This is a genomic window from Shewanella zhuhaiensis (assembly GCF_022484835.1).
Classification (GTDB): domain Bacteria; phylum Pseudomonadota; class Gammaproteobacteria; order Enterobacterales; family Shewanellaceae; genus Shewanella; species Shewanella khirikhana.
In genome coordinates this window covers 1,142,609-1,155,954 of record NZ_JAKUDL010000001.1, presented here as the reverse complement: position 1 = coordinate 1,155,954, position 13,346 = coordinate 1,142,609, and the positions used below count along the sequence as shown (strand labels likewise).

Annotated in this window: 8 protein-coding genes; 5 read left to right on the top strand and 3 right to left on the bottom strand. The window is 55.6% G+C overall.

Going from position 1 to position 13,346, the window contains the following annotated elements:
• Positions 1 to 144 precede the first annotated feature (144 nt).
• Positions 145 to 741, top strand: a complete 597-nt coding sequence (locus MJ923_RS04855; protein ID WP_126166341.1) for a Yip1 family protein — start codon at positions 145 to 147, stop codon at positions 739 to 741.
• Positions 742 to 823: 82 nt separating this feature from the next.
• On the opposite strand, the gene glnS is transcribed toward MJ923_RS04855, so the two are convergent.
• The 3 genes from glnS to MJ923_RS04840 all read right to left on the bottom strand — a co-directional run bounded on the left by glnS (position 824) and on the right by MJ923_RS04840 (position 5,196).
• Positions 824 to 2,491 carry a glutamine--tRNA ligase gene (gene glnS, locus MJ923_RS04850; protein WP_240590122.1) on the bottom strand — a complete coding sequence of 556 codons (1,668 nt, stop codon included), beginning with the start codon at positions 2,489 to 2,491 and terminating at the stop codon, positions 824 to 826.
• A gap of 163 nt (positions 2,492 to 2,654) precedes the next feature.
• Positions 2,655 to 4,949: a Fe(2+) transporter permease subunit FeoB gene (gene feoB / locus MJ923_RS04845; RefSeq protein ID WP_240590121.1), complete on the bottom strand. Its 2,295-nt coding sequence runs from the start codon at positions 4,947 to 4,949 to the stop codon at positions 2,655 to 2,657.
• Positions 4,942 to 5,196 (bottom strand): FeoA family protein, encoded by a 255-nt coding sequence (locus MJ923_RS04840; RefSeq protein WP_240590120.1) that lies wholly within the window; start codon positions 5,194 to 5,196, stop codon positions 4,942 to 4,944. Before MJ923_RS04840 ends, feoB begins: the two co-directional genes overlap by 8 nt.
• A 393-nt stretch (positions 5,197 to 5,589) precedes the next feature.
• Between MJ923_RS04840 and MJ923_RS04835 the strand changes: the two genes are divergently transcribed.
• The 4 genes from MJ923_RS04835 to MJ923_RS04820 all read left to right on the top strand — a co-directional run bounded on the left by MJ923_RS04835 (position 5,590) and on the right by MJ923_RS04820 (position 12,812).
• Positions 5,590 to 6,546: a DmsE family decaheme c-type cytochrome gene (locus tag MJ923_RS04835; RefSeq protein WP_240590119.1), complete on the top strand. Its 957-nt coding sequence runs from the start codon at positions 5,590 to 5,592 to the stop codon at positions 6,544 to 6,546.
• A 10-nt stretch (positions 6,547 to 6,556) separates the two neighbouring features.
• Positions 6,557 to 8,653 (top strand): MtrB/PioB family decaheme-associated outer membrane protein, encoded by a 2,097-nt coding sequence (locus MJ923_RS04830; protein WP_240590118.1) that lies wholly within the window; start codon positions 6,557 to 6,559, stop codon positions 8,651 to 8,653.
• A gap of 61 nt (positions 8,654 to 8,714) precedes the next feature.
• Positions 8,715 to 10,598, top strand: a complete 1,884-nt coding sequence (locus MJ923_RS04825) for an OmcA/MtrC family decaheme c-type cytochrome (protein WP_240590249.1) — start codon at positions 8,715 to 8,717, stop codon at positions 10,596 to 10,598.
• Positions 10,599 to 10,655: 57 nt separating this feature from the next.
• Complete coding sequence (locus MJ923_RS04820; RefSeq protein ID WP_240590117.1) at positions 10,656 to 12,812, top strand: OmcA/MtrC family decaheme c-type cytochrome; 2,157 nt, start codon at positions 10,656 to 10,658, stop codon at positions 12,810 to 12,812.
• Positions 12,813 to 13,346 lie beyond the last annotated feature (534 nt).

The window sequence follows — 13,346 nt, the reverse complement described above, 5'->3', positions numbered from 1 at the left end:
TGACTTGCAAAGCCTGTTAACAGCACAGTTTCGGGTGCACCTTGACGGACATCAATTTTTGTTCAATAAATAACCTCAGAGCTGTAAAAGGTTCGTCTGAAGTTTGGCGAGCATGGGAACCACTGCTAAACAAGGATAATTATAATGATATTGAATCACTTATTGGGGTTATACACTCATCCAAAAGAAGAGTGGCACACTATCGAAAAGAACCACGAGGCACTCAAAAGCAGTATGAGCCACCTGCTGTTGATTGCGCTCATCCCACCTATCTGCAGCTATTTTGCAATGGCCCATATCGGTTGGAACCCGGGCGCAGGAGAGCCTTTGTTCCTGACCAGCCAAAGCGCACTCTATATGTCTGTCGGCATGTACTTCGGTTTGATTGCCGGGGTCTTTGCCCTGGCCTATCTGGCTCACTGGATGGCCATTACCTTCGACGCAAAACCCGATTTCACCCAGGCACTTGAACTTGCCACCTACACAGCTACCCCACTGTTCATGGTCGGCTTGTCGGCGCTCTATCCGGTGCTCTGGTTTATGATGGTCGTTGGTTTGGTTGGTCTGGCTTACTCTGTGTATCTGCTCTATACCGGGGTGCCCATCATCATGAACATCCCTGAAGAAAAGGGCTTTATCTACGCAAGTTCTGTGGTCACCGCAGGCCTGGTACTGCTGGTTGCCCTGATGGCAGGCAGCGTGATCCTCTGGAGCCTCGGCTTCGGCCCTATGCTCCAATAGCCGGTGCTGCAATAACAGGCTGCAGCAACACCCGCAAAAAGAAAAAGGCGCCAAATGGCGCCTTTTTCAGTGGCTCATCCGATTAGAATGATTCGCGCAGTGGCACAGTCAGGTTAAACACCAGCTTGCCTGGGGCGGAGTCTTTGCTGTCGGCACAGAAATAGCCTTCCCGCTCGAACTGATACGCCTGCGAAGCCTTGGCGTTGGCCAGCGGCGCTTCGGCAAAGCCGTGCACCACTTCCAGAGAACCCGGGTTCAACACTTCATCCACGGTTTCAGCGGCAGCCGGGTTGGCATCGATGAACAGACGATCGTACAGGCGGAACTCGGCAGGCAACGCAGTGGTGGCTTCAACCCAGTGGATCACACCTTTCACCTTGCGACCATCGCTTGGGTTTTGGCCCAGGGTCTCAGGATCGTAAGTGCAGTACACAGTGGTGACATTGCCTTCGGCATCTTTTTCGCAGCGCTCAGCCTTGATTACATAGGCATTACGCAGACGCACTTCCTTGCCCAGCACCAGGCGCTTGTATTGCTTATTGGCTTCTTCACGGAAGTCGGCAGCATCGATATAGATCTCACGGCCGAACGCCAGCTCACGCTCACCCATCTGTTCGAGGTTGGGGTGCACAGGCGCCTTCACGTACTCAAGCTCAGGTGCAGTGAAGTTCTCGATGATCACCTTAATAGGACGAATAACCGCCATGGCGCGTGGGGCGTTTTCGTTAAGGTCTTCACGAATACAGGCTTCCAGCATGCCCACTTCCACCAGGTTGTCCTGCTTGGTCACACCAATGCGCTGACAAAACTCGCGGATAGAGGCCGGGGTGTAACCACGGCGACGCAGACCGGCGATAGTTGGCATACGTGGGTCGTCCCAACCGGACACCAAACCACGCACCACCAGATCGTTCAGCTTGCGCTTGGACATCAAAGTGTATTCAAGATTCAGACGGGAGAACTCGTACTGACGGGTACGGTTAGGCGCCTGGAAATCATTGAGGTTATCAAGCACCCAGTCGTACAAACGACGGTTGTCCTGGAACTCCAGCGTACACAGTGAATGGGTGATGTTTTCCAACGCATCGGAGATACAGTGGGTAAAGTCGTACATCGGATAGATGCACCACTTGTCACCGGTCTGGTGGTGATGGGCAAACTTCACGCGATAAATCACAGGGTCGCGCATACACATAAAGGGCGACGCCATATCGATTTTGGCACGCAGCACACACTCACCTTCTTTGAAGCCACCGTCGCGCATCTTTTCAAACAGCGCCAGGTTTTCTTCGGGGGAGGTATCGCGGTAAGGGCTGTTGCGGCCCGGCTCTTTCAGGGTACCGCGGTATTCGCGGGTTTCCTCGGCATTGAGGAAACACACATAGGCCAGGCCCTTGTTGATCAATTCAACGGCATAGCCGTAGAGCTGATCGAAATAGTTGGATGAATAGCGAACCTCGCCATCCCACTGGAATCCGAGCCACTTAACGTCTTCCTGAATCGAATTGACATAGTCGATGTCTTCTTTTTCAGGGTTGGTATCATCAAAACGCAGGTTGCACTGGCCCTTGTAGTCCTCTGCGATACCGAAGTTCAGACAGATAGACTTGGCGTGACCAATGTGCAGATAGCCGTTTGGCTCAGGCGGAAAACGCGTGTGCACACTGGTGTGCTTACCGCTGGCCAAATCCTCATCTATGATATTGCGAATGAAGTTACTGGGACGTACTTCGTTGTCCACGTGACTCATGGAGCTCCTCTTTTGCAAACAGTGGCAAATTTGTCAAAACCTGCATGATCCTACAGAAATCCCCCGCTGACAATGCCCCTGTATCAAAAACTCTGCCAAGGGGGATAATGCCCATAAAAAAGCAGCCTTGCGGCTGCTTCTCATCAAAAATTCAAGCCGACAATCAGCCCGTGATCACCCTGATCCCCGGAATAATCTGCTGGGTCTTCTTAGCCTTTTGCTTCAGGTAGAAATAGAAGGCCACCAGCGCACCCAAAATCACTGTGGTCCAGGCCAGGGTTTGCAGCGGATGCGCCGCCACATTGCCCCATTGATACACCAGGGTTGCCACCCCATAGGCAAGACCAAAGGTCCAGGTCGCGGCAAACACCGCCCAGCCCTTGCCAAACTCGTTCACCAAAGCGCCCATGGCCGCAACGCACGGCGTGTACAGCAGCACAAACACCAGGTAAGAGAAGGCAGCCAGTTGTCCGGCAAAGCCGATTTGCAGCGCACTGAAGGTACTTCTGTCCACGCCTTGCTCTTCGGCGGCGGTATCCACACTGGACACATCACCTACTGACATCGACATGGGATCTTCAGGGGCAATGCCAAGCAGATTTGCCGGAATGGTGGCCAGCGCCTCACTGAAGGATTCAGACAGCGGCGTCAGACCTTCATCGTCGCTGCCCGGCGTGCTGTAGAGGCTGTTCAGGGTGCCCACAACCGCTTCTTTGGCGAAAATCCCGGTGATAATGCCAACCGTCGCCGGCCAGTTATCAGCTTCTATCCCCATGGGGCTGAAAATTGGGGTCACTTTTTGGCTGACAACACTGAGCACAGACTCGCTGCTGTCTTCATGGCCAAAGGTGCCATCCACGCCCACGGCGTTGATAAAGTTCAGCAAGGTCACCACCAGCACGATAGTTTTACCCGCGCCGAGAATGAAGCTCTTGGTACGCTTGCCGGTACGGGACAATACTGCCTTGAATTTGGGCATCTCGTAGTTCGGCAATTCCATCACCACGGCGCTGCTCACCCCCGGCAGCAGGGTGCTGCGAAGCAAAAGGCCTGTGCCAATGGCGGCGACAATACCGATGATATACAGCAGGAACACCAGATTCTGACCCGACTCAGGGAAGAAGGCCGCGGCAAAAAGGGCATATACCGGCAAGCGGGCACCACAGGACATAAAGGGCGCCATCATACCGGTCACAATGCGCTCACGCTCACTGCCAAGGGTACGGGTGGCCATAATCGCCGGTACTGAGCAGCCAAAGCCCACAATCATAGGCACGAATGCCTTCCCGGGCAGACCGATGCGGCGCATCAGGCCATCGACCACAAAAGCGGCGCGTGACATATAGCCCGAGCTTTCCAGTACCGACAGCGCCAAAAACAGCGCCATGATCACTGGAATAAAGGTCGCCACGGTTTGAATGCCCTGACCAATGCCGCCAGCCAGAAGGGTCACCAGCCACTCAGGCGCGCCCCAGCTTCCAAGAAGCGCACCAAAGTGATCCACAAACAGGGCGCCGGCGCTGATATCAAAGAAATCGATAAAGGCGCTGCCCACGTTAATGGCAAACATGAACATCAGATACATGACCAGCAGGAACACAGGCACGCCCAGCAGAGGGTGCAGCACCAGTTGATCCAAACGGTCACTCAGGGTTGGCGCTTCATCGTTGGCCACTGCGCTGCGGTAAACCTGTTCAACAAAGTTGAAGCGGGTGGTGGCAACCATCAGCTCAATGTCCAGCCCCTGTGCCTTAAGACCATCGGCGCAGCGGCTCACTTCCGATTCAAACTCACTGTTTTTACAGGAACCACAACCAAGGCCGTTACCAAGCATGGCAAGCGCCCTGCCCCGTGGCAGACTGGTGTCTTTGGTTTGCAGCTCCGCCACAGCAGTTTCAATGGCGCGCTCGTAATTGAGCACCAACGGCGCTTCAGAAACCTTTCCTTCGAGCAGCGAAACCACTTGCTCCTGAACCTTGACCACATCTTTGGCATCTCTGGCACACACGGCTACCACAGGGCAGCCAAGTTCCTGGCTCATTTTCTGGGTCTCAATATGCACACCGCGCTTTAAGGCGATGTCGATTTTATTGACCACCACCACCATGGGAATGCCAAGCTCGCGCAGCTGCACGGTCAGGTACAGGTGACGCTCAATATTGGTCGCATCCACCAGGTTGATAATGCCATCCATGTGCTGCTCGGCCAGATATTGCTGGGCAATTTGCTCATCGAGGGAGCAATCGCAGCTGCGACCGGCGGGCAGAATGTCGTAAATGCCGGGTAAGTCGGTGAGATAGACATCGGCACCACTGAGGCTGAAGTGGCCGGTTTTCTTCTCAACGGTGACTCCGGACCAGTTGCCGACCTGCTGGTTGGCACCTGTGAGGGCATTGAACAGGGTCGATTTACCGGCGTTGGGATTACCGACGGTAACGCAATGAAATTGTTTAGCCATGGGCAGCTCCGCTCTCGATAGGATTGACGTCGATGATTTCCGCCAGTTCCTGACGCATGCACAGCTTGCTGCCGCGGATATCCAGCTCAATCCCACTGCCAAGTGGCGCCTTGCGAATAAAGGTCAGTCGGGTATTGGGGGTGATCCCCATCGACAACAGCTTGCGCTTGACGGTTTGTGGCAGTTCGAGCTGCCCGACTTCGGCGATAACAGCTTTATCACCCGGGCGAAGGTCACTCAATTTCATTAACAAGGTCCACCCTGTTCCATCTTGATCTCTGACTGACCGGCATTTTATCCAAGTCTGTCATTCGATAATCGTACCTGGATCAATTTTTTGACTGGTAACGATAATAGTTTTCAATTAATGCCAATTATGAGGCAAAAATCCAAAGGAATAAACGGGGGCTGCAAAGTTCTTGAAAGTGCCTTTCACAAGAAACCACAATTAAAATGTGATTAACATCACACTCCGCTGATATTCCTTGGAAAATCAACCAAATTACCACATACCAGACAGGTGCCTGTTAATGACTTGTCGCAATTTTGCTCTACACTCTTGCTTTAGTGCTTTGCCAATTTACTGAATTAGCAATCACAGAATAACTATAAACCCGAACGCGCGTCAGGAAGTGTGAGAATGAAGATGGACATCCCCCTGCTTGGCAGCAAGCTGACCCTGGGTCTGCTTTGCCTGCTGTTTTCGTTCCAGTTGGCAGCCACGCCCTGGAAAGACATGCCCCCCAGTGAAGTCGAAGCTACCCTCGACAAAAAATTTGCCGAAGGTAAATACTCCCCCAAGGGAGCCGACTCCTGTTTGATGTGCCATAAAAAGAGCGCCACCGTCATGGCACTGTTCGACAATGTGCATGGCAGCACCCATTCGAGCGCCTCACCAATGGCCGACCTCCAGTGCGAAGCCTGCCACGGCCCTATGGGCAGTCACAATAAAGGTGGCAAGGAGCCGATGATCACCTTCGGCAAAGACGCGCCAATTCCGGCCGACAAGCAAAATTCGGTATGTATGTCCTGCCATCAGGACGACAAACGCATGACATGGGAAGGCAGCCATCACAACAGCGCCGATATCCCCTGCGCCAGTTGCCACCTCATTCATACCGCCAAAGACCCCATCACCGACAAGCAAACCGAGGTTGAGGTATGTACCAGTTGCCACCTTGCCCAAAAAGCCGACATGCATAAGCGCTCAAGCCACCCGCTTGAAAGTAACCAGATGGTGTGCAGCGACTGCCACAATCCCCACGGCAGCCAGGGCGAAGCGGGCTTAAAGCAAATGAGCATCAATGAGAACTGCTATGCCTGCCACGCTGAAAAGCGCGGCCCCAAATTGTGGGAACATGCGCCTGTCACCGACAACTGCGTCAGTTGCCACAATCCCCACGGCAGCGTCAACGAAGCCATGCTCACCATTAAGGCGCCGCAGCTGTGTCAGCAATGCCACGCCAGCGTGGGGCACACCGCCAATGCCCAGTTCGGCACTTCCCCCAGCGCCTTTACCGCAGGCCAAAGCTGTATGAACTGCCACAGCCAGGTGCATGGTTCCAATCATCCATCCGGCAAATTGCTGCAACGCTGAGGAGGTCATTATGAAGCCATTTCCCAATACCACCCTCAGCCTGCTGGCACTGTCCGTGGCCACGGCGCTGTCCGCGCAGGCATCGGCTGGCTACGGTTTGAAAGACGCCAACCGCAGCACCATCAAGCAAGAGGCCTGGGTGTGCAAAGGTTGCCAGTCGAAAACTGAGTTAACATCGTCCGTCACCGCAGGGGTTGCGCTGCAGGATGGCGAAGACAGCCATATCGGCAACACCACAGGGACAGACACCGACGGTGCAACCGCCTTCCTCAGTGCCGATATCCACGACCGGGGCGAAAACGACTACCGCCTCGACTTTCGCGCCGACAAACTGGGCTTCGATGCTGCCAGCGCCAATCTGAGCATTGCCAAGCCCGGCAACTATCGCTTCTATCTCGATTACCGCGCCCTGGCCCGCTTCGACAGTAATGCCGCGCGCAGCCCTTACCGTGAAGACGGCGATAACCTGCGCCTGCCGGACAACTGGCAAGCGGCCGGCACCACCGCCGGAATGGCCGAACTCGATAAGGCTGCAACAGTCACCCTTGAGAAAAAGCGCCAGCGCTTCACCCTCGGCGGCACAGTAAAAGGCGAGGGTTTTGATACCGAGCTTAACTTCCGCCATGAAACCCGCAGCGGCGCCAGTCGAAGCACGGTAAATCTGCTGACCAATGCCGCCATGATTGCCAAGCCCATCGACGACAGTACCGACACCCTGGATGCGCGGCTGTACTGGCGCGGCGACGGCTTTTTGGGTGGCCTTAATGGCCAAATCAGCAAATACCGCAACGATCATCAGCGCCTTGCCTTTGACAATGCCTTTTACCCTACGTTTGGCGCTGCCTATAACGGCCAGATGGCAGTCGACCCGGATAATCAGGCCTTCAGCCTTGGCGGCGACTTGCAGTTTTTTGAAGGGGCACAGCAGGCACTGCTGCACAGCCGCTTTGCCCGCATGACCCAGGACGACCCGCTGCAGCCTGCCACTGTGACCGGCCCGTCGCCAGCGCTGCCCCACGCCAGTGCCGATACCCAGGTCGATATGATGGAGCTTGGTCTGAGCTACCGTAATCGGCTCAGTCGCGAGCTATCTGTCTATGGCTCCTACGATTATCGCGACCGTGATAACAAAACCGAGCAGGCCTGGTATCCGCTGGTAACCACCGACAGCATCTATCGCGGTGAAGTCCAGAATACCCCTTACGACCGCACCCGCCAGTTACTGAAGCTCGGCGCCAAATACCGTTTTGGCAGTAACTGGAATCTGGATGCCAACTACAGCTACGACCATAACCAGTATTCCGGCCTGAGCCGCGATTCTGTGTTTGAAAACAGCGTCGAAGCGGCGCTGCGGGCACAGCTGATGCCCGGATGGCGCGTGAGCCTGATGGGTGAAGTGCGGGCCCGTCGCGGCGACAGTTATCAAACCAGCGAACTGACCCAGGCGGCCAACCAGGGCGCCATGCGGCAGTATTTCCTTGCCGATCGCGACAAGCGTGAGCTGAGATTGATGACAGACCACAACTTCAACGAAGTCTCTATCCAGTTCAACCTGCACACCGGCCTTGAAGACTATCTGGAAACCGAGCTTGGCCTCACCGAAGTACGCTACACCGGCTATGGATTGAACGCGGCTTATCCACTGGGCGACAACCTGAGCCTAAGCGGCTTTTTTGGCCAGGATTGGCGAGATAACCGGCAAACCGGCAGCGCCAATGGTGTCAGTTTCTGGCAGGCGGAAAACCGAGACGACCAAACCAGTGCCAGCCTGGGCCTGAAATGGCAGCAGCTCATGGACAACAAGCTCACCCTCGGCATCGATTACGGCTACAGCGATGGCGCCAGTGACACCGAGGTCAGCCAGGGCTTGTCAGTGGTATATGGCCCTTACAGCGCTACCCGTCACAATCTCAGCGCCTGGGCGGATTATCAACTGGCCGACAATATGTCGATGCGCCTCGATTGGTTGTACGAAGACTATCAGGATATGGATTGGGGCAACGATGGCCTGATGCCGGATTCGATCCCCAACCTGATTTTGCTTGGCTCTCTAAGCCACGATTATCAGGCCCACTATGTTGGTCTCAGCTTCAGCTATCAGTGGTAACAGGCTTGCAAGGAAGGAACGCACAATGAACACAATAATCAATAAAAACAGAATCATTCAGATGTATCGCATGCCGCTGGTAGCCGCAGGTCTGTTGGCTCTGGCGGCCTGTGGCGGCAGCGATGGCGAGCCGGGCAACCCCGGCGATCCGGGCGGTGAACCCGCCATGGATATTCAAAGCCTGAATGTCGAATTTATGGAAGTCGGTCTGAAAGACGGTATCGCCGAGGTCAAATACCGGGTTACCAATCAGGCCGATGAAGTGGTTATAGGTATTCCCTCTGCCACCTTTATTGCCGCCCAATTGGTACCTGAAGGCTTTACCGGTGCCGGCAATGCCAGCACCTGGCAGCACTTCGGCGCAGAAAACTGCTCCGCCTCGGCCTGTCCGGGCAGCTATACCGACCTTAAAACCGGCATCTACACCTACAGTTTCAGCGCGCCTTTTGATGGCATGAATGGCCAGACTTTGCAGGATGGCGCCACCCAGAGGCTGGTGATCAAACTTGGCGGCGATGCCCTGCCCGACGGCACCAAGCTGCCGGTCACCAACGTCCACAAAGACTGGCAAACCGGGGGCGAGCCTGCCTACACCCGCAATATTGTCAGCATGGAAACCTGTAACAGCTGCCACAGTAATCTTGCCTTCCACGGCAGCAAATACAATCAGGTCGAAACCTGCGTCACCTGCCACAACGCCACCAAGGTCTCCAATCCCGCCAACGTGTTCGCTCCCATGGTGCATGGCAAGCACTTGGCGGGTTTCCCAAAACCGCTGGCAGACTGCCAAACCTGTCACAAGGCCGATGAACAGCTCGCCGACAACCAGAACTGGCACACAGTGCCCACCATGGAAGCCTGTGGCAGCTGCCACACCAACATTAACTTCCCGGCAGGCGAAGGTCATCCGGCCCAGCCCACCAATGCCAACTGCGTAGCTTGCCACAATGCCGACTGGACCGCGGAAGTCCACAGCGACAAAGACACCACCCTGGCCGCTTTCCAAGCTGAAATCGTCTCCGCAAGCCTCAGTGGCGACACAGTCACCGTGGGGGTGAAGCTGTCCAATCCGCAAACCGGTGAAGTGTATGGCGCCGCCGATAGCCTGCCCTTTGTCTCTGACCTTCGCGTCTACGCCAACTGGGGCGGCAGCATGGATTATGCCACCCGCAGCGCCCGCTCAGTGCGGCTGCAAAGCACAGCGCCAGTCTCCTCGGCCGATGGCGTGAACTACTACGCCATTGCCGGCCTTACTGTTCCTGCCGGCACCGAAGCCGATACCGGCACTCTGGCGATGCAGGGCCGGGTATGTGGTGCCAATGGCGCGCTGGCCGAATGTGGCGATGGTGTCGATGTTATCGTGACCAAATCGAGCCACGCTTTCTTCAGCGCTGCTGCACTCAGCGCCAGCGGCCGCCGCAGCGTGGTCACCAATGAAACCTGTGGTAATTGCCACGGCGATCAGCAGCTTAACTTCCACGGCGCCCGCAACGACCTTGAGGCTCAGTGTCAGCTTTGCCACAACCACAATATGCAGGCCGATGCCACTGCCGCCAATCCAGCCCATACCACGGCGGATTTCAAGCAGCTTATCCACGCATTACACCAGGGTAAGTTTGAAGGCTTCGAGACCCTCAACTACCCAGGCAAGATTGGCAACTGCGCCCAGTGTCACGCCAACAACGCCAGCGGTGTACTCAGTGTTGCTCTGCCACTGTCCACCGCGGTGCAACCCATGGCATTGAATGATGGCAGCTTTACCAGCCCCACCGCCGCCGTGTGCAGCAACTGCCACGAGTCAGACAGCGCCAAAAACCACATGAGCCAGCAAGGTGCCGTGTTTGGCGGCTCTCAGGCCGATGCCACTGCAGGCACCGAAAGCTGCGCCACCTGTCATGGCCAGGGCGGCATAGTCGATGTGCTGAAAGTGCACCCCATTCAATAATCCGCCCGGGGCCTGCCACTTGGCGGCCCCTGACTTTTACAGGTTCGGGATACGACGATGAAGCAATACAATCACAGTTTATGGATGACACCGCTTCTTGGGGCCTTGCTGCTTGTTGGCTGTGGAAGTGACGGAAAAGATGGTGAAGATGGCGCCCCCGGCGAAGTGGGACTGACCCTAGCCAGTGCCAGGGATATCGCGGTGCAAATTGACGATGTCAGCATTGATGCGGGCACCGTGGTGGTGAACTTCAGTCTGACCAATAAAAATGGCGTCGCCATTACCGACCTGGACACCTACGCCGGGGTCGATACCCTGGGGGTTGGCATTGCCAAGCTGGTGCCCCAAAGCGGCAAAGGCTACAAAACACCCCAATGGGTCAGTTACATCAACCGGGTTGTCGAGCCGGTTGCGGCGCAAATTCCCGCAGGCTATGAAGACAAAGCCGGCACCCAAATCCAGGCCAATATCGAAAGCAGCTGCCGTCAGGAATGTATTGAAAAAACCGGCAACGGCAGTTACAGCTACACCTTCAAGCAAAATATTGCCTCAGTGGAACCCATCGAGGGGCTGGACTTAAGCTATGACGCCAACCTGACCCACAGGGTGAGCTTTGAGCTAAGAGTCGATGGCAGCACCGACAAACTGGTCAACAGCCACTACGACTTTATCCCGGCCACAGGTCAGGCCGCGAGCGGCGAAGAAACCCGACTGGTAGAGAATTTGCAGGACTCGTGCCTTCGCTGCCACAGCAGTGATTACGGCCACGCCTGGGCACCCAAGCTAATTTTCCATGGCAGCCGCCGCTTCGATACCCCCAACTGCCAGGTTTGTCACACCAGCTATGCGGCCGATCCTGAAACCGGCTCGCCACTGGACTTTGGCTATATGCTGCACCAAATCCACCGCGGCAAGTATCTGATGGTGGGCTATGGCGGCAGCGTGCATGACTTTTCTGAAGTCACCTTCCCCGCCGATGCCTATGATTGCCGCGTCTGTCACCAGGAAGGTGAAAACCGCCCGGTGGATGCCGCTAACTTCCGCCATCACAGAGCGCTCGCCTGCGGCTCGTGCCACGTAGACAGCACAGATCCGGCCACCATCAAGGCCGAGATGCACGCCAAGTATCAACCTGACCATGCCTGCGCCGCATGCCATGCAGACAAAGATACAGAAGGCGCAGGGCATCATTTCACCGACGCTATCGCCAAGGACAATGTGCGCCTGGATTATCAGGCGGCTCTGGTTGCTGATTCAGTGCGTCTCGAAGCTGGTATGCTGAAGTTTGCCGTCAGCGTGAAAGACAGCAAGGGCGCAGCGCAGCCAAGCCCAAATGCCGACCCCAGGATCAAATACAGCACCCTGTATTTAGGCTTTGGCAATGAAGAAGACTTTACCGCTGGTCACACCAACGTGAATCTGCTGAACCTGACGCCGGTTTCCGGTGCCGATGGCATTTACCAATACGAAAATGCCTTTAGCCTGACGGTTGACCCGGCGCTGCCTTCGTCGGCCTTCATCACCTCGCAAATGTGTGTCGACCGCGACACCCTGGCTGGCGTGGCATGTGGCAGCGGAAGCGATGAAGCGCTTAACCCGTCGGTGATCCCGGGTGCTGCGGTGGTGTTCAATCTTCAGGGCGACACAGGTCTTCAGGCACGTCGCAGTCTGGTGAAGAACAGCACCTGCGACAACTGTCACGACAATAAGTATCTGGCCAAGTTCGAAAGCAAGATGACCCACAGCGGCCGTCGCAGCAACTTCGAAGGCGAGTGCCAGACCTGTCACAACCCACTCTACAGTGCCAGCAGTGCAAATAAGGAGATCCAGGATCACATCGACTTCAAGGTGCGTATCCACGCCCATCATGCAGGGAAACGCACCGGTGAGGATCCCATCACCTTCCCCGAGCATTACGGCAACTGTGCCAGCTGTCATAACAAGGGCAGTCTGACTCTGACTGGTCTTGCCAAGGTGCCTGCCACCCCGGCAATCGATGCCAATGGCAATGAAGTGGAGTTCTCGCCGATTGCCTCTGCCTGTATCAGTTGCCACGGCCCGAAAGACTCGCTGCTGGCCCACGTACGTGCCAATGGTGGCGTAGCCTCTGATGTTCGCGGCAGCTTTACCCCGGGCAGCGAAACCTGCGCTGTATGCCACGGTGAAGGCAAGGCCGCCGGTGTCGATAGCGTGCATCCGGTTCGTTATAAATAATTCATCCGCTTTAACCGAAAAAGGCAGCTCAGGCTGCCTTTTGTTTTTGGCTCAGTTGCTTATAGCCATTGGCGCTGAAGCATCGCTTTATCAGTGGCACTTGAATTGCCCGCAGGCCCCCCCGCCCGACAACCGGCTTAGCTTTGCGTTATGCGTTCTGTGCTCTGGCTTGCCCTGGAACAAATGCGGCGCCGATACCTTTTGCTGCAACTGTTATCGACCAGGCTTTGGCGTTTTCAGTTCAGTAACGATTCACTGGGTTGCCCTTGTTGCCACCTCACCAGCAACGCCTAGCGGCATGATTTAGCGCAATAAATCGGCACAGAATTTCACCATCCAGTCAGCCCGGATTCAGAATGGCCAGCCAAAATCAGTACGCCGCACTCTAAGCACCAAAAACCTCTGGCTATCTGTTTGTATTGAAAAGCAAATTACAAAGTTAACAATTCATCAACCGCCAGTTTGAAGCAGTTCACATCCCCTCCTATCGACCGTGGCTGGCACTACGCCTTTATGGGTAAATCACGCCGAACA